Genomic DNA, 16,927 nt, shown 5'->3' on the forward strand with positions numbered 1-16,927 from the left:
ACGACGGGGCCGGCCGTACGACGGGGCCGGCCGTACGACGGGGCCGGCGGGGCGACGGGGTCGCCCGTCCGGTGGGGGTTACCGCGTCGGACCCTGTCCCAACCGGGACCAACGTCCCTCGGTTGAAGGGCCGCGTCCTCTGTTGACGAGGCAGTTCCGTGACGGAGAGTGGACAACATGTCCACCGAGGAAATCCGCGCCATAGAGCTGCTCAACCGCGTGTCGTACGGACGCGTCGCGACGAGTATGCGGGCCATGCCGTTCGTGGCCCCCGCTCGCCATGTGGTGACGGGCAACTCGGTCCTGCTGCGTATGCACGCCGGTCACGGCTACCACCGGGCCTGCGGCGGCGGAGTGGTGGCGTACGGCGCGGACAACTTCAGCAGCGACGAGCCGGACCGCTGGTCGGTGCAGTTCACCGGTACGGCCGAGATCATCCAGCCGACGGCTCCGGAGCTGGAACTGTTCGGCGGGGGCCCGCACCGGGTGGACGGAGAACCGTTCGATCCGGTGTATATGCGGCTTGTACCGCAGTTTGTCACCGTACATACGCTCGACTACTCCCGAGAGCGACATAGCCAACACGCTGCGTGATCTAACATCTGACAAGTGCCGCGCTCATATGAAATCGCTGCGCCTGCTGCGACCGTTGTCATCCCTCAGCCCGTTGCCGCTCGTGCCAGCCATGCAAGCCCTGTTCCCGCAATCCCCGTAAGCCCCGCAATCCCCGCAATCCCCGTAAGCCCCGCAGTGCCCGCAGTGCCCGTAAGCCCCGCGTTACCTCCGGCTCCCGCGATCCCGGGCGCCCGCGCCGGAGACACCGCTCCCCCCGTCCGTGCGCTGCTCCGCCGCTACCGGAACACGGGCGAGCCGCTGTCCTGCGAACCCGTCGCCCAAGGGCTGCTCAACCACGGCTACCGGGTCCGCACCACGCACGGCTCCTACTTCCTCAAGCACCATCTCGACGGCGATCACCCGGCCATCACCCGCCAGCACCGCGCCACCCAGCGGCTCCAGGCGCTCGGCGTGCCCGTCGCGCCGCCCGTCGAGAACGCCGACGGCGACACCGTCTCGGTCATCAAGGGCCGCTGCTACGCCCTGCACCCCTGGGTCGAGGGGCGCCATCGCGACGGCACCCAGCTCACGGCCGACGAATCACGGCACCTCGGCGGGCTCCTCGGCCGTGTGCACACCTGTCTGGAGCGGGTGATGGAGCCGGACCCGGCGCCGCTCGCGTACGACAGCCTCTACGACAGCCCGGACCCCGCCGACACCTTCGAGCTGATCGACGAACTGCTGGCGCTGGCCCGTGGCCGTACCCCCCGGGACACCTTCGACGCCCTCGCCGAGCACCGTCTCGTCGAACGCCGCGACCTGCTGGAACGTCATGCCCACCGCCGTCCGCGCCCGGGAGCCGAACCGGCCACGGGCTGGGTGCACGGCGACTTCCATCCGCTGAATGTGCTCTACCGGGGCGAGGAGCCGGCCGCGATCGTCGACTGGGACCGGCTCGGCGTACAGCCACGGGCCGAGGAGGCCGTAAGGGCCGCGGCGATCTTCTTCGTACGGCCGACGGGCGAGCTGGAGCTGCCGAAGGTACGTGCCTACGCGCGCGCCTACCGCCGCGCGGCCGGAGCCGCCGCCTCCGAACTGGCCGCTGCCGTCCACCGGGTGTGGTGGGAACGGCTCAACGACTTCTGGGTGCTGCGCTGGCGCTATCAGCTCGACGACCGGAGGGCCGACCCGCTGTTCGCGGCGGTGTCGGCCCTCGCGGTGTGGTGGACGAGGGAGTACGACGCGGTCTGCGAGGCCTTCGCGGAATGACGCCCCGCCCCGCCCGCCCCGGGACCGGCGGACGCGACGCGGGGCGCCCCGGGACCCCGGGGCCGGGATCCCGGGGCGCCCCGGAAGAGTGATCAGCCGTTGATGGCGCCTCAGCTGACAGCGTCTCAACTACAGGTGCCTCGGCCCGTCCTGCCTCAGCTACCGGTGTCTCAACCGGTGCGCCTCAGCCGTCGCTGCCTCAGCTGACAGTGCCTCAGCTACGGGTGCCTCAGCCGCCGGTGGTGGCGCCGAGCGGACCGCCGCTGTCCGCTCCGGTGTCGGTACCGCCCGGGGTCCCGCCGCCGCCCGGCGTCCCGCCACCCGGCTCTCCGTCGCCGCCCTCCGGCGGCGGGGACTGAGCCGGCTCGGACGGCGGTTCGCCGGTCGTCCCGCCGTCGCTCGTGCCGCCGCCACCGTCCGTCGTACCCGTATCGCTGCTCGACGGGGTGTCCGTCGGCTTGTCGGACGGGGTCAGACTGGGCTTCGGCTCCTCGGGCACCGGCCAGTTCGACCCATCGCCGCCACCCGACGAGTCGTCCGTCTCCTGGGTCTCGCTCGGCTCGTCCGACGGCGTGGGACCCTCGTCGCTCGGTGTCTCCTGGGTCGGGGTGGTCGTGGTCTTGTCCGACTTGGTCCCATTGCCCGTGTCGCTCATGCCGTTGACGGCATAGGCCACCCCCGCCACGATCGCGATCACCGCGAGCGCGACGAAGAGCCACATCTTGCCCCGGCCGCCCCCGCCGTGGTGCCCGCCGTCATACCCGCCGTCGTGCGGATTCATCGGCGGCAGGATCGGGCTCTGCGAGGTGTCGCCGTGCGGCGGGTGCCCCATCGCGGTCGTCGCGGCCATGCCCATCGCCGGGGTGCTGCCGCCGATGTGCGCGTCGAACGCGCCGGTGTTCCAGGTGCCCGTGTGGCTCCCCTGCTGCTGGAGCATCTGCAAGCCGTACTGGACCAGCCCGCGCATCTCCTCGGCGCTCTGGAACCGGTCGTCCGGCTCCTTCGCGAGCGAGCGCATCACCAGGCCGTCCAGCTCCGGCGGCGCCGCGTCCGAGACCTCGGAGGGCGGCACCGGGATGTCCTGGACATGCTGATAGACGACGGAGAGCGGGGTCTCACCGGTGAACGGGGGCCGCAGCGCGAGGAGTTCGTAGAGCAGGCAGCCCGTGGCGTACAGATCGCTGCGGTGGTCGACGGCCTTGCCGAGCGCCTGCTCGGGGGAGAGGTACTGCGGGGTGCCCATGACCATGCCGGTCTGGGTCATCGTCGACTGCGCGCCGTGCAGGGCGCGCGCGATGCCGAAGTCCATCACCTTCACCGCGCCGGCGTCGGTGATGATCACATTGGCCGGCTTGATGTCGCGGTGCACGATGCCGTGCTGGTGCGAGTAGGCGAGCGCCTCCAGCACTCCGGAGACGATGATCAGCGCCTGCTCGGGCGGCGGGGCCTCGGCGCTGACCAGCAGATCGCGGATGGTGCGGCCCTCGACCAGCTCCATCACGATGTACGGCACGGTCTGTCCGTTGACCGTGTCCTCGCCGGAGTCGTACACCGCCACCACCGCGTGGTGGTTCAGCCCGGCGACCGACTGCGCCTCACGGGTGAACCGGGCCTTGGAGACCGGGTCCTCCGCGAGATCGGCGCGGAGCAGCTTGACGGCCACGGTGCGCCCGAGCCGTACGTCCTCCGCCGCGAACACCTCGGCCATGCCGCCACGGCCGAGACGGTGGGTCATCCGGTAGCGGCCGTCGCCGACCAGCCCTCCGACCAGGCCGCCATCGCCCCAGGAGTCCGCGGCATCCGACACTCCGCCGCCTGCTTCGGGTTCGGGTGCCATCAGTCCTCGCCGTCGTTTCTGTCCGCTTCACGACCACGTGCGCGGTCCGCGGTATGCCTGTGTTTCTCAGGGTGTTTCTCGGGGGTGGGTGTCTCAGGGGTGGCTATGCCACATCACGCTACAGCCTCCGTATGACACGCCGGTCCACGGTGGACCGGCCATGAAACCGGGCCACGCGATACCCACGCAAATTCCATCCTTGTTCCACCCATTTCCGGTAACGCTTCCGAGACGCTTGTTGTGCGTACGGTCACGGAACGGGCACCCGGCTTGACGTGTCTCCGCCCTCGGGCAGACTTGGCGCGTAATAACGGGATCACCGCGTGAGCACCATCGCGTCCACTTCTTGCGGACCGCGTCCGCGCGCCGGAGGGGGAAGCACAGTCATGAGCCAGCATGGCGCACGGGGCCGTCACGCGGGCGGTTCGGTCGCGGGCGGCCGTTACCAGCTTCGCGACCTGCTCGGCGAAGGCGGGATGGCGTCCGTATACCTCGCGTACGACACGGCGCTCGACCGCCAGGTCGCCATCAAGACCCTCCACACGGAACTGGGGCGCGAGCAGTCCTTCCGCGAGCGGTTCCGGCGCGAGGCCCAGGCCGTGGCCAAGCTGTCGCACACCAATGTCGTCTCCGTGTTCGACACGGGCGAGGACGAACTGGCCGGCGCGCTGATGCCGTACATCGTCATGGAGTACGTCGAGGGGCATCCGCTCGGCTCCGTGCTCCAGCGGGACATCGCGCAGTACGGCGCGATGCCGGCCGACAAGGCGCTCAAGGTGACGGCCGATGTGCTGGCCGCGCTGGAGGCCAGCCATGAGATGGGCCTGGTGCACCGGGACATCAAGCCGGGCAATGTGATGATGACCAAGCGCGGCGTCGTCAAGGTGATGGACTTCGGTATCGCGCGCGCCATGCAGTCGGGGGTCACCTCGATGACGCAGACGGGCATGGTCGTCGGAACACCGCAGTACCTCTCGCCCGAACAGGCGCTGGGGCGCGCCGTCGACGCCCGCTCCGATCTGTACTCGGTCGGCATCATGCTCTTCCAGCTTCTGACCGGTCGGCTGCCGTTCGACGCGGACTCGCCGCTGGCGATCGCGTACGCCCATGTGCAGGAGGAGCCGGTCGCTCCGTCCACCATCAACCGTTCGGTCACTCCGGCGATGGACGCGCTGGTCGCGCGGGCGCTGAAGAAGAACCCGAACGAGCGCTTCCCGAGCGCGTCGGCGATGGGTGACGAGTGCGCGCGTGTGCTGACCGCCGGCCAGTCGGGCACTCCGGTGATCGTGCCGGGCGCTCCGCAGAGCAGCGGCTCGGGCTCGGGCGTGGGCTCGGCGGTCTTCCCGCCGGTGGACCAGTCGGGCCAGGCGCCGCCACCGCCGCCGCAGGGCGTGCGGACGCCGTACAACCAGGGGTCGTACGGGCCGCCGACGCCCGCCCCGCCGTCGGCGCCGCAGGCGCCCGGTCCGGGCTACGGCTATCCGCAGTCGGTCCCGGCGTATCCGGCCCCTCGGCCGGGGCAGCCGATGGCGCAGACCCCGCCGCCGTACATGATGTCGTCCCAGCCCTCGACCGCGCCCGGTGGGCGTGGGGGCCACGGTGCGCACGGCGCCGGCCATGGCGGTGGTCACGGCGGCGGCCATGGCAGTGGCGGTGGCGGCAGACGGAACATGCCGGTCATCGTGGGTGCGATCGTGGTCGCGCTGCTGGCCATCGGCGGTCTGATAGCGGCACTTTCGCTCAACCAGGGTGACGGCACGGGCACCGGCGACGGCACGGGGGACACCGGCAGCGGCGCCTCCACCCAGGAGGGGTACCGGGGCCCGGAGCGCAACCGCACCATCGACGTGTCGGAGTGCACGGACGCCTCGGAGGACGGACTGGATCCGTCAAAGGTGACGGCCCCCGATCTGCGGTACAAGGACATCCTCTCGGTGAAGGACTGCCTCCGTGAGGCGGGCTGGTCGTGGGCGCCGGTGAAGACGGACAACGACGGGTCCTGGGCGAAGGACATCGTGATCGACCAGTACCCGAGGCCGGGGGCCGCAGTGCCGCCCGACGGCCAGGAGTTCGAACTGACGATCTCCACGGGGTACGCGGGGTAGTCGCGGGCCGCGCGGGCCGGTTCGGGGGACCGGACCCGCACAGGATCCGCACAGACCGAAGGCCGAGGCCCGGTACGACACGCGTACCGGGCCTCGCTCGTGTCGCGTTCGACTCTTGCCCGGCGTCGCCTCCGCCTCGTTCCATCGCGGGAACGTTTCGAGATGCCGGATTTGTCATTACATGTGACGCTGAGTCGGTGACTCCTACGCTCCGCACCCCCTGCGCGATCGCGGTCGCGTCGCTGCTGATGGCCGCGCCCGGCGCGTACGCCGAGGAGTCCGCCCCGCCCGGGACAGGACCGACGGTCTCCGGCGAGTCGGCCGTCGCACTGGCCGGCCGTCCGGCCGGGGAGGGACGGCCACGCCCCGGGAGACCGCAGGAAGCCGAGGCGGTGCCACCGGGCGACGGAAGCCCGCACACGGACGACGGCGCCCCGGAGGCCGATCCCGGGACCGGGTGGGAGACGGACCCGGAGGCGGACGGGGAGGCGGAGGCGTACGGCGATCCGGAGACTGAATCGGACCCCGCCCCTTCCGCGCACCCCAGCCGTCCGCCCCGGACCCCCGCCTCACCGTCTGCCACCCGCCCCCGCACCACGCCGTCCGAGCCCGCGTCACCCTCCCAGCGCGGCGAGAGCGAGGGGAACGAGGAGACCGAGCCGGGCGGGGGCAAGGAGGGTACGGACGGGACGGACGACCAGACCGACCCGAGGACGGACGGACACGCGGCGGACGAGCCGCTGGAGGAGTTCGTCCATCCGCCGGAGGACTCCGAGGCGCCCCGGCGCCGCCCGCCCGCGGCCGCCCGTGAATCCGCCAACCGGACCGTCGCCGACCCCGCCGCGCGGACGGTTCCCGTACTGACCCTGGGCACGGGAATCACTCTGATCGGCCTGGGACTGGGCTTTCTGGGACTGCGGCTCCGCCGCCGCTGAGCCCCTCTCCCGCCCCTGTCCCCGCCCCTGCCCGCGCCCCCGCGTCCACGTCCGCATCGGTCCGCATCATCCTTATGGCGTACTCACCTGGTCCGCCTCAGGTCGCTTGCGAGCTACGCCATACCCGGTATACATACTGAGTATGTCGATTCGCCATGGGCTTCTCGCCCTCCTGGAACGCGGCCCTCGCTACGGCTCTCAGCTCCGTACGGAGTTCGAGTCCCGCACAGGTGCCACCTGGCCGCTCAACGTCGGCCAGGTCTATACGACCCTGAGCCGTCTGGAGCGCGACGGCATGGTCACCCAGGACGGCGAGGACCGTGCGGGCCACGCGCTCTATGTGATCACCGACGCGGGCCGCGCGGAGCTGAAGGCCTGGTTCCGTACACCGGTCGACCGCACCAGCCCGCCCCGTGACGAGCTGGCGATCAAGCTCGCCATGGCGGTGGGTGTGCCCGGGGTCGACATCCGGGAAGTCATCCAGTCGCAGCGCCGCCACACCATTCAGGCGATGCAGGACTACACCCGGCTCAAGGCCCAGGCCCTGGAAGCCGTCCCGGCCGACCGGCACGAAGTGGCCTGGCTGCTCGTCCTGGAACAGCTCATCTTCCTGACCGAGGCCGAGGCCCGCTGGCTCGACCACTGTGAAGCCCGGCTGATCCGGCTCGCGCTGCTGCCGGAACCCGACAGCCGGCCGTCGGACAGCCCGTCGGCCGACGTTTCGAACGGCCCCGCGGTCAGCTCTGCGGGCAGCCCCGCGAACGGCCCTGCGGGCAGCTCCACGAGCAGCTCTGCGGGCAGTTCCACGAGCAGCCCTGCGGGCGGCCCTGACGACGGCTCACTCGATGCCGGCAGCCGGGTGATCGCCGACAGGCAGTAGACCCGGCGGGCGGACGCCCCGGCAGGCGCCGATCCGACCGGGGGACGACTCGGCCCCGGCCCGGCCCGCCGCCGTACCTCCCGCCACGCCTCACTCTCCTCACCCTTCTCACTCGACCTCACTCGACCTCACCCGACCCACATACCCCACACGCGTATGTGCGTGTACCGCCCTAGGGGGATCCTTCATGCCCGAAAACGCACAACCGTCACAGCAGCCCGTGCTGCGACTCCAGGAGCTGACCCGCGTCCATGGCAGCGGCGCCACCGAGGTCCAGGCCCTGCGCGGTATCAACCTCGATGTGTTCCCCGGCGAACTGGTCGCCGTCATGGGCCCCTCGGGCTCCGGAAAATCCACGCTGCTGACCATCGCGGGCGGCCTGGACACCCCCAGCTCGGGCCGTGTCATCGTCGAGGGCACCGACATCACCACCGTCGGCCGCAAGCAGCTCGCGGCCCTGCGCCGCCGCAGCATCGGCTATGTCTTCCAGGACTACAACCTCATCCCCGCCCTCACCGCCGCCGAGAACATCTCGCTGCCCCGTGAGCTCGACGGAACCTCCGCGCGCAAGGCGCGCACCGAGGCCGTGGCCGCACTGGCGGAGATGGGTCTTGAGCAGCTCGCCGACCGGTTCCCTGACGAGATGTCCGGCGGCCAGCAGCAGCGGGTGGCGATAGCCCGCGCGCTCGTCGGCGACCGGCGCCTTGTCCTCGCCGACGAGCCGACGGGCGCGCTGGACTCCGAGACGGGTGAGTCCGTGCTCGCCCTGCTGCGTACGCGCTGCGACGCGGGCGCCGCCGGGGTTCTGGTCACCCATGAACCGCGCTTCGCGGCCTGGGCGGACCGGGTGGTCTTCCTGCGGGACGGCTCGGTGGTCGACCAGACCCTCCGCAGCCAGGCGGACTCGCTGCTCACGGGCCAGGCGGCCGAACTGTGAAGACCTGGTACCACTCCTGGCGCGCGGCGCTGCGGATCGCCCGTCGCGACGCCTGGCGCTCCAAGGGACGCAGCTTTCTCGTCCTGTCCATGATCGCGCTGCCCATCCTCGGGGTGAGCGCCTTCGATCTGACCCTGCGCAGTGCCGAACTGTCCACCCAGGAGCAGCTCGACCGCACGCTCGGCCAGGCCGATGCCCAGATCGCCGACCCGGGGTTCGGCGGAGACCCGCTCTACCAGAACCCCGAGGCCGACAGTTACACACCGGTCGCCGACCACCAGAACGGGCCCTGGCCCGATGGCCCCGGCGATATCTCCAAGGCCGTTCCGGCGGGCGCCACGGTCCTTGAGGACACGACGGGAGTCGGAAAGCTCCGTACCACGCACGGACTGCTCCAGACCGAGATCCGCGAACTGAAGGCGGCCGACCCGATCGCCGACGGCATCATGCGCCTCAACGAGGGCCGCTTCCCCGAGCGGGCCGGCGAGGTCGCGGCGACCAGCCACTTCCTGGAGGTCAGCGGGCTACGGGTGGGTTCGGAGCTCACCGCCCGTGGACTTGGCAACGTGTACCGGATCGTCGGCGCGTACGAACTGCCCGACTCCCTGGAGACCGACCAGGTCAACGCGCTCCCCGGGGCGTTTCTGGCCCCGCTCGACAAGGCGCTCCAGGCCGACGGGCTGCCGGGGTCGAACCCGAGCACCACCCAACTCGTACGCGTTCCGGGTGGTTTCACGTGGAACATGGTGAAGGAGGCCAATACCCATGGCGTTCTGGTGACCTCCCGTGCCGTGGCCCTCAACCCGCCCGCCGACGCGGATGTGCCGCTGTATCAGCAGGACGACCAGCAACGGTACGCGGAGAGCGCGGTCGCCAACGCCACGGAACTGGCCGCGATCGGCACCATCGTCGGACTCGCCATGCTGGAGATCTGTCTGCTGGCGGGCCCGGCCTTCGCGGTCGGTGCCCGGCGCTCGCGCCGTCAGCTCGGTCTGGTCGGTGCCAACGGCGGTGACCGGCGCCATATCCGGGCCATCGTTCTCGGCGGCGGTCTGGTGATCGGTGTCGCCTCGGCCGTCATCGGTACGGCCCTCGGTCTGGGCCTCACCTATGTGCTGCGTCCCGTCCTTGAGGACTACCTGGGCCAGCGCTTCGGCGGCTTCGACATCCGGCCGCTGGAACTGCTCGGTATCGCGCTGCTCGCCGTGCTCACCGGTCTCCTCGCGGCGATCGTCCCGGCCGTGACCGCCTCCCGGCAGACCGTGCTGGCCTCGCTCACCGGCCGGCGCGGAGTGCGAGGAAGCAGCAGGGTCCTGCCGGTTCTCGGGCTGATCGCGGTCGCGCTGGGAGCGGTGATCGCGCTGTACGGCTCGACGATGACCGACCAGTTCGCGATCGTCGCGGGCGGCAGCGCCATCGCCGAGCTGGGCGTGGTCGCGCTGACTCCGGCCCTGGTCGGTCTGTTCGGCCGGCTCGGCCGCTGGCTCCCGCTCTCGCCGCGGCTGGCGCTGCGGGACGCCGTACGGAACAGGGGCCGCACGGCGCCCGCCGTGGCGGCGGTGCTGGCCGCGGTCGCGGGCACGGTGGCGGTCTCCACATATGCCGCGAGCAGCGATGCCCAGAACCGGGCCGCGTACGAACCGCAGCTCCCCCGTGGCGCGATCTCGGTGATGATCGACGAGGAGGGCGGCCGGGACGTTCCGGCCGTGCGCACGGCCGTCCAGAAGAATCTGCCCGTCGATCTGCGGGCCGATGTGGACCGTATCTCCATCGGAAAGCCGAGTTGCTCGATGTACGGCGGCGACGACGGCTGCGGACGGTACGAACTGGTCGTCCCCAAGGCCCAGCAGTGTCCGCTCTGGTCCACGGGGCCGGACGACCCTTCGGAGAAGTTCAGCAAGGCCGAGCGGCGCAAGCTCGCCAAGGACTGGCGCTGCGAACAGGACACGGTCTACGGCGGTGTCGAAGCCGGAGTGCTGATCGGTGACACCACTCTGCTCAAGATCCTCGGTATCAAGGATCCGGGGGCGGAGAAGGCGCTGGCGGACGGCCGGGTCGTCTCGTTCGACAAGCGGAACGTCAACGCGGCCGGGAAGATCGACATCCTGCTGATCACGGACACCGAGGCGGCGGAGACGGCCCGCGGGAAGGGCCTGCCGCTGCCCGGCACCGTCAAGTCGATCCCCGCGCACCAGGTGAAGGGGAATCCGAACGCGTACGGCCTCGCGGTGATCATGACCCCGGCCACGGCGAAGGCCGCGGGAATCAGCACCGTCCCGCTCGGCGCGTACTACTCGTCCAGCGTCCTGCCGAGCGACACCCAGAAGCAGAAGCTGGACGCCGAGCTGGCCAAGACCGGCAGCCAGGTGAATCTCCATATCGAGTCCGGGTTCACCAGCGAGAACAGCATCGTGCTGCTGGCGCTGACGGTCTTCGCCGGGCTGGTCACCATCGGTGCGGCCGGTATCGCCACCGGTCTCGCCCAGGCGGACGCCGAGGCCGATCTCAAGACGCTCGCCGCGGTCGGAGCCCCGGCGCGGGTCCGCAGGACGCTCAGCGGATTCCAGTGCGCGGTGGTGGCGGCGATGGGTGTGCTGCTCGGCTCGGCCGCCGGGGTCCTCCCCGCGATCGGACTGCGGCTCACGGAGCGCCGCGGTGAACTGAAGTGGTACCAGCAGTCGCTCGACGAGGGCTGGGGAGTCGTCACGGCGCCCTATGTACCCGTCGTCATCCCCTGGGCGACGCTGGCCGCCCTGCTGATCGCCGTCCCGCTGGGTGCCGCGATCCTGGCGGCGCTGGTCACCCGCTCGCACCGGACACTGGGTCGCCGGGCCGCCACATAGCCGCACAACCGGCCGGCCCGGAGCGGCGCACCCGGTGAAATCGTGCCCCCGTACGAAGGTGGATGGTCTTCGTACGGGGGCACACCATGTGGTGACGCACATGTGCGAGACAATGGGCCGTATGGAGATGCCGAGTAACGAACGGTCGCAGGAGAGCCCCCATGTCCTCGTGGTGGGACAGGACGGAATGGCACTCGGCGGCGGCGGTGGTGGCGGTGCCGACGAGGGGCGCGAGATTCCCGTGACGGAGATGGTCGAACAGCCGGCCAAGGTCATGCGCATCGGCAGCATGATCAAGCAGCTCCTGGAGGAGGTGCGGGCGGCTCCCCTGGACGAGGCGAGCCGGGTCAGGCTCAAGGAGATCCACGCCGGCTCCGTGAAGGAGCTGGAGGACGGGCTCGCCCCCGAGCTGGTCGACGAGTTGGAGCGGCTCTCGCTCCCCTTCACGGATGACGCGATCCCCTCCGAGGCGGAGCTGCGTATCGCGCAGGCCCAGTTGGTGGGCTGGCTGGAGGGTCTCTTCCACGGCATCCAGACGGCGCTGTTCGCCCAGCAGATGGCCGCCAGGGCTCAGCTCGAACAGATGCGGCGCGCGCTGCCGCCGGGCTCGGTCCAGGACGACGACGGCGAGCAGGGACACGGCGCGCTCCGCTCCGGTCCGTATCTGTAGACCCCGGCCGGTCCCCGGCCCTCACGGCCCGGTACACCGAAGGCGCACCGGGCCGGGACGGGACGCGGCCCGTGGGCCGAGCTCGTCGGGCCGGGGGTGACAGCCGGCCCGCCGGCCCCGGGGCAGCGATCTCCCGGTGGCGGTCGGCCGAGGTCGCCTAGGCCGAGGTGGCGGTCAGCCCGAGGTGGCGGTCAGCCGGCGGTCGGCGCGAGCAGCAGCACCTTGCCGATATGGGTGCCGGAATCCAGCAGGCGGTGTGCCTCCGCCGCCTCCGGCATCGTCAGCGTCCGGTACACGATCGGACGGATGTCACCGTTGGCGATCAGCGGCCAGACATGCTCCCGTACGGCCGCGACGATCGCCGCCTTCTCGGACTGGGGACGGGCCCGCAGCGAGGTCGCCGTGATCGCACCGCGCTTGTGCAGCAGGGCGGCCAGATTGAGTTCGCCCTTCACTCCGCCCTGGAGACCGATCACCGCGAGCCGGCCGTTCACCGCCAGGGCCTTCACATTCCGGTCCAGATACTTCGCGCCGACGATGTCGAGGATGACATCCGCGCCGGCGCCGTCCGTGGCCTTGCGGATCTCCGCGACGAAGTCCTGCTCGCGGTAGTCGATCAGGATGTCCGCGCCCAGTTCGGCGCAGCGCTCCAGCTTCTCGGGACCGCCCGCCGTGACCGCGACCCGCGCGCCCACCGCCTTGGCGAGCTGGATGGACATGGTGCCGATACCGCTCGCCCCGCCGTGCACCAGCAGCGTCTCGCCGGGCCGCAGATGCGAGATCATAAAGACGTTCGACCAGACGGTGCAGGTCACCTCGGGAAGCACCGCGGCCGTCGCCAGGTCCAGGCCCTTCGGTACGGGAAGAAGCTGACCGACGGGTACGGCGACCTTCTCCGCGTACCCGCCGCCGGACAGAAGCGCACACACCTCGTCGCCGACGGCCCAGCCCGCGACCCCCGGACCGAGCGCGCTGATCCGCCCCGCGCACTCCAGACCGGGGTAGGGGGAGGAGCCGGGCGGCGGATCGTAGAAGCCCTGCCGTTGCAGAAGATCGGCGCGGTTGACGGCGCTCGCCACGACCTCGACGAGGACCTCGCCCTCGCCGGGTACGGGATCGGGCACCTCGGCCCAGACAAGCGCCTCAGGACCACCGGGTTCCGGAATCGTGATCGCATACATGAGCGCGAGGCTACTCCCGCCCCGCCGCCCCGGCCGGTCCTGAGAGTCCTGAGACACGTGGGAACGACGATTCGCAACCAAGAGCTGTCCCGTAGGCGAACTGACGCTACGACGGGTGGGAGTTGTCCTGGGCCGTGGGGCTCTGGGCCCGGACGATGGTGATCAGACGGTCCGTGAGCTGGAGCGGACTGGCGGCCGGATCGTCGTAGCCGAGCAGACGGTGGCCACGCAGCACGCTCACCACCAGGTCGTCCGTCTCCCTTACGCTCCGGCCCACTTCGGACTTTATGACGGGGCGTTCGATGAGATCGAGGCCACTGCCCTGCTGGATCAGATCCTCCATCACCGTGCCGGCGCTGGGGCTGAGCACGGAGAGCCCGAGCAGCCGGCCGGCGGCACTGGCGCTGGTGATGACGGCGTCGGCGCCGGACTGGCGCAGCAGCGGTGCGTTCTCCTCCTCCCGCACGGCGGCCACGATCTTCGCCCCGCGGTTGAGCTGGCGTGCCGTCAGCGCGACGAGCACCGCTGTGTCATCGCGCTGAGTGGCGATAACTATCTGGCGGGCGCGCTGGAGTTCAGCGCGCAACAGCACATCGCTGCGGGTCGCATCGCCGACGATCCCGACGAACCCTTCCGCGTTGGCCGCCTCGATCACCTTGTTCGACGGGTCGACAATGACGATCTGATCCTTCTTCAGCCCGGTGGCACAGAGCGTCTGGATCGCCGACCGCCCCTTGGTGCCATAGCCGACGATGATGGTGTGGTCACGCACGTTGGACCTCCAGCGGTTCAGCCGCCACTCTTCCCGGGTGCGCTCCGTGAGGACCTCAAGAGTGGTACCGACCAGGATGATGAGAAAGACCACGCGCAGCGGGGTCACCAGCAGCACATTCACCAGCCGCGCGCTGTCGCTGTACGGGACGATGTCCCCGTAACCCGTCGTGGAGAGCGTCACGGTCGCGTAGTAGACGGCATCCAGCAAATCGACTGATTCATCGGAATTGTCGTGATAGCCCTGCCGGTCGATATAGACGATGAAGACCGTCAGAGCCAGCACGAACAGCGCCATCAGCAGCCGTCGGCTGACCTGGAGCAGCGGGCGGACGACCGTACGGCGCGGAAGCTTCACCCGGGCGGTGACCAGATGCTCGTCGGCCTGCCTGGCCATCGCATCATGACCGGGAAGTTTCACGTGAAACACCCTCCATCGGCGCCGGCCGTCCATGGCAGGTCCAGCACTTCCAGCTCCTGACCTGTCGGGGCGCCACCCGGTGGTACGACCACGAGCCCATCGGCGGCGGCGATTCCGCGCAGCATGGCCGGACCGTTGAAGTGAAGCGGTACGAGCCCCTCGTCGCGGTGGACGACGGGCACCAGACGGGTGTCGTGCGGATGACCCTGCACCGGATCACGCAGCGGTGCGCGGTACGGAGTCCGGGGCGCCCGTCCCGCCAGCGACCGCAGCAGGGGTTCGGCGAGGGTCAGCAGCCCGGAGACCGCGGCGAGCGGATTACCGGGCAGGCCCACCAGATGGTGTCCCGATGCCAGCCGGGCCAGCAGCATGGGGTGGCCGGGCCGTACGGCGACACCGTCGACCAGCAGCTCGGCGCCCGTTTTCCGGAGCACCGGATGGACATGATCGACCGGCCCTCCGGCCGTGCCGCCGGTGGTGATGACGAGATCGGCGTCGGAGCCGGTGATCGCCTGGCACAGCGCGTCGGCGTCATCGCCGATCCGGCGGGTGGCGAGAACCTCGGCGCCGAGAGAGCGGAGCCAGGGCGCGAGCATCGGGCCCAGGGCGTCGCGGATCAGTCCGTCGTGGGGCAGCCCCTCGATGAGCAGTTCGTCGCCGAGGACCAGTATTTCGACCCGGGGCCGTGGAACGGTGAGCAGCTCGTCGTATCCGGCCGCCGCGGCCAGACCCAGTACGGCGGGGGTCACCAGAGAACCGGCGGGCAGCAGCCGGTCGCCGGAGCGGCACTCCTGGCCGCGTGGCCTGATGTCCTGGCCGGGGACCACCTCGCGCTCGGCATGGAGATGACCACCGCTGTCGATCCGGGCGTCTTCGCTGCGCACCACCGCGGTCGCCTCGGGCGGGATCCGGGCGCCGGTGGCGATCCGTACCGCTGCCCCGTCGGGAAGCGCCGCCGCCTCTCCCTGTCCGGCGAGAATGCCGTGGTCCTTGACGGGGCCGTCGGAGGTGCTCTGCTCGGACGCGCCGTGTGCGCTCCGTACGGTCCAGGGCCCCGGTCCCGCCACCGCCCAGCCGTCCATCGCCGAGGTGTCGAAGGACGGCAGATCGGTGAGGGCGGTCAGCGGTTCGGCCAGTGCCCCGCCCAGGGCCAGGTCGAGCGGTACACGGTGGGCCGGGGCGGACGACGCCCCGCGCGCCGAGCGTCCTGACCGTACGGCGATCGCGCGGGCCGCCTCCCATGGCTCGGCCCGGTGCCGGTCCGACGCGGCCCGGCTGCCGGGGGCGGCGGCGCGGGCAGGACCGGCCGCCGCGGCCGACGCCGATGCCGCGCCCGGTGTCACAGCCGGGGCTCCGGAAGCGGCGCCGGGCTCCCCCCGCTCCTGATCCGTGCCCTCGGGCCGGCCCGGTCCATGATCCCCGTCCGTACCGCCGCCCCGGTGTGGGGCGCCGCCCCGGGCCGCACCACGCGTCGAGCCGGTGTACCCGCCCGCGCCATACGGCGCGGGCGGGTCCCCGGCGACCAGTGCCAGGGCTTCGTCGATCCCGTCGATTCCGTCGATTCCGTCGGCCTCGCGGTCCCGGGCGGTCATCCGGCGTCGGCCCCCTTGGCCTCCGGTCCGTCGCCGCCCTCCGCCTCCTCCGCCCAGCGCAGAGCGAGCGCCGTGGCCTTGCGCGCGGCCTCCGCGACGGCTTCGGGACCGTCTCCACCGGCCCTGGCCGCCGCATAGCCGACCAGGAAGGTCGTCAGCGGCGCGGCGGGCCGGGCGACGCCATGCGCGGCGTCGCGGGCGAGATCGAGCAGGACACCGATGTCCACGTCCAGCTCGATGCCGAGTTCGTCCTTGACTGCGGTGATCCATTCGTCCAGCACGGTTCCATGCTCCCTGATCCGGGCCCGAGCCGTGGAGATGTCTTCCCAGGTGTCGCAGTCGAAGGAGGCGAGGGGATCGCCGTCGACGCGGGCGAGTTCGAGTTCGTCCGGCAGCAGACGCAGCGGAAGCCCGCGGAGACTGCCGTACTCGGTCGCGAGCAGGGCGAGTTCACGACGGAGCGGCTCCGCGCGGTAGGCGGCGACCAGTGGCTGGTCACGGCCGTCGGCATCGGTGAGCAGAGCCGCCTCCCGGCCGCTGGTGTCCAGCGTCTCGACCAGTCTGCGCACGGTCGGTTTTCCGAGGAACGGCAGATCCGCGGAGAGTACGAGCACGGTGCCGGCCTCGACGCACCGCACCCCCGCGTCGAGCGCGGCCAGGGGGCCACCGCCGGGCGGCTCCTCACGCGCCCAGCGCACCGGCCGCGCGGTGGGCCGTCTGCCGCCCACGACCACGGTCCGGGCGGCCTCGTCACACGCGGCCAGCACACGGTCGAGGAGTGCCCGGCCCCCGACCCGTACCCCTGGCTTGTCGGCCCCGCCGAGCCGCTTGGCGGCTCCTCCGGCGAGCACGATGGCGTCATAGGCGGTCATGGCAGAAGTATGAGCCGCGATCACCCGTTCGAAGCTCATGGCCTCCGCACGAAGGCCGA

The 16,927-nt window shown here is 71.1% G+C and carries 13 protein-coding genes; 8 read left to right on the forward strand and 5 right to left on the reverse strand.

All coding sequences use genetic code 11. The annotated features are described in order from the left end of the window. Positions 1 to 177: 177 nt before the first annotated feature. Both OG214_RS19375 and OG214_RS19380 read left to right on the forward strand, forming a co-directional pair. On the forward strand, positions 178 to 594 hold the full coding sequence (locus OG214_RS19375) for a pyridoxamine 5'-phosphate oxidase family protein (RefSeq protein WP_363079016.1): 417 nt from the start codon (positions 178 to 180) through the stop codon (positions 592 to 594). 165 nt (positions 595 to 759) lie between these two features. Beyond that, entirely contained in the window at positions 760 to 1,824 is a 1,065-nt protein-coding gene (locus tag OG214_RS19380; RefSeq protein WP_405985451.1) for a phosphotransferase, read from the forward strand. Between the two features lie 229 nt (positions 1,825 to 2,053). Here the strand turns inward: OG214_RS19380 and OG214_RS19385 are convergent, their stop codons facing one another. After that, the gene (locus OG214_RS19385; protein ID WP_405985452.1) at positions 2,054 to 3,661 is read right to left on the reverse strand and encodes a protein kinase domain-containing protein; all 1,608 of its coding nucleotides are present in this window, start codon (positions 3,659 to 3,661) and stop codon (positions 2,054 to 2,056) included. Positions 3,662 to 4,047: 386 nt separating this feature from the next. Here OG214_RS19385 and OG214_RS19390 point away from each other — a divergent pair, with 386 nt between their 5' ends. The 6 genes from OG214_RS19390 (at position 4,048) to OG214_RS19415 (ending at position 12,031) form a co-directional block, all read left to right on the forward strand. After that, positions 4,048 to 5,766, forward strand: coding sequence for a protein kinase domain-containing protein (locus OG214_RS19390; protein ID WP_363079014.1), 1,719 nt, complete (start codon positions 4,048 to 4,050; stop codon positions 5,764 to 5,766). A 197-nt stretch (positions 5,767 to 5,963) separates the two neighbouring features. Continuing rightward, positions 5,964 to 6,701 carry a hypothetical protein gene (locus tag OG214_RS19395; RefSeq protein WP_405985453.1) on the forward strand — a complete coding sequence of 246 codons (738 nt, stop codon included), beginning with the start codon at positions 5,964 to 5,966 and terminating at the stop codon, positions 6,699 to 6,701. A 142-nt stretch (positions 6,702 to 6,843) separates the two neighbouring features. Continuing rightward, complete coding sequence (locus OG214_RS19400; protein ID WP_405985454.1) at positions 6,844 to 7,581, forward strand: PadR family transcriptional regulator; 738 nt, start codon at positions 6,844 to 6,846, stop codon at positions 7,579 to 7,581. A 187-nt stretch (positions 7,582 to 7,768) separates the two neighbouring features. Continuing rightward, a complete protein-coding gene (locus tag OG214_RS19405; protein ID WP_363079011.1) occupies positions 7,769 to 8,518 on the forward strand; it encodes an ABC transporter ATP-binding protein in 750 nt (249 codons plus the stop codon). Continuing rightward, positions 8,515 to 11,361 (forward strand): FtsX-like permease family protein, encoded by a 2,847-nt coding sequence (locus OG214_RS19410; RefSeq protein WP_405985455.1) that lies wholly within the window; start codon positions 8,515 to 8,517, stop codon positions 11,359 to 11,361. Before OG214_RS19405 ends, OG214_RS19410 begins: the two co-directional genes overlap by 4 nt. A gap of 121 nt (positions 11,362 to 11,482) precedes the next feature. Continuing rightward, positions 11,483 to 12,031 (forward strand): bacterial proteasome activator family protein, encoded by a 549-nt coding sequence (locus OG214_RS19415; RefSeq protein ID WP_363079009.1) that lies wholly within the window; start codon positions 11,483 to 11,485, stop codon positions 12,029 to 12,031. A gap of 191 nt (positions 12,032 to 12,222) precedes the next feature. Here the strand turns inward: OG214_RS19415 and OG214_RS19420 are convergent, their stop codons facing one another. The 4 genes from OG214_RS19420 to OG214_RS19435 all read right to left on the reverse strand — a co-directional run bounded on the left by OG214_RS19420 (position 12,223) and on the right by OG214_RS19435 (position 16,868). Next, complete coding sequence (locus OG214_RS19420) at positions 12,223 to 13,212, reverse strand: NAD(P)H-quinone oxidoreductase (RefSeq protein ID WP_363079008.1); 990 nt, start codon at positions 13,210 to 13,212, stop codon at positions 12,223 to 12,225. A gap of 106 nt (positions 13,213 to 13,318) precedes the next feature. Continuing rightward, complete coding sequence (locus OG214_RS19425) at positions 13,319 to 14,437, reverse strand: potassium channel family protein (protein ID WP_363079007.1); 1,119 nt, start codon at positions 14,435 to 14,437, stop codon at positions 13,319 to 13,321. Further along, positions 14,401 to 15,996 carry a molybdopterin-binding protein gene (locus tag OG214_RS19430; protein WP_405985456.1) on the reverse strand — a complete coding sequence of 532 codons (1,596 nt, stop codon included), beginning with the start codon at positions 15,994 to 15,996 and terminating at the stop codon, positions 14,401 to 14,403. Before OG214_RS19430 ends, OG214_RS19425 begins: the two co-directional genes overlap by 37 nt. Beyond that, positions 15,993 to 16,868, reverse strand: coding sequence for an NTP transferase domain-containing protein (locus OG214_RS19435; RefSeq protein ID WP_363079005.1), 876 nt, complete (start codon positions 16,866 to 16,868; stop codon positions 15,993 to 15,995). The genes OG214_RS19430 and OG214_RS19435 overlap by 4 nt, the downstream gene beginning before the upstream one ends. Positions 16,869 to 16,927: the final 59 nt, after the last annotated feature.

The sequence above is a fragment of the Streptomyces sp. NBC_00872 genome (genome assembly GCF_045161915.1).
Lineage (GTDB): Bacteria > Actinomycetota > Actinomycetes > Streptomycetales > Streptomycetaceae > Streptomyces.

What these genes read in the sequence shown, in the direction of transcription:
- OG214_RS19425 (WP_363079007.1), bottom strand. Translation starts at nt 14,437, where the DNA reads ATGGACGGCCGGCGCCGATGGAGGGTGTTTCACGTGAAACTTCCCGGT.
- OG214_RS19385 (WP_405985452.1), bottom strand. Translation starts at nt 3,661, where the DNA reads ATGGCACCCGAACCCGAAGCAGGCGGCGGAGTGTCGGATGCCGCGGAC.
- OG214_RS19390 (WP_363079014.1), top strand. Translation starts at nt 4,048, where the DNA reads ATGAGCCAGCATGGCGCACGGGGCCGTCACGCGGGCGGTTCGGTCGCG.
- OG214_RS19435 (WP_363079005.1), bottom strand. Translation starts at nt 16,868, where the DNA reads ATGACCGCCTATGACGCCATCGTGCTCGCCGGAGGAGCCGCCAAGCGG.
- OG214_RS19400 (WP_405985454.1), top strand. Translation starts at nt 6,844, where the DNA reads ATGTCGATTCGCCATGGGCTTCTCGCCCTCCTGGAACGCGGCCCTCGC.
- OG214_RS19430 (WP_405985456.1), bottom strand. Translation starts at nt 15,996, where the DNA reads ATGACCGCCCGGGACCGCGAGGCCGACGGAATCGACGGAATCGACGGG.
- OG214_RS19375 (WP_363079016.1), top strand. Translation starts at nt 178, where the DNA reads ATGTCCACCGAGGAAATCCGCGCCATAGAGCTGCTCAACCGCGTGTCG.
- OG214_RS19420 (WP_363079008.1), bottom strand. Translation starts at nt 13,212, where the DNA reads ATGTATGCGATCACGATTCCGGAACCCGGTGGTCCTGAGGCGCTTGTC.
- OG214_RS19415 (WP_363079009.1), top strand. Translation starts at nt 11,483, where the DNA reads ATGGAGATGCCGAGTAACGAACGGTCGCAGGAGAGCCCCCATGTCCTC.
- OG214_RS19405 (WP_363079011.1), top strand. Translation starts at nt 7,769, where the DNA reads ATGCCCGAAAACGCACAACCGTCACAGCAGCCCGTGCTGCGACTCCAG.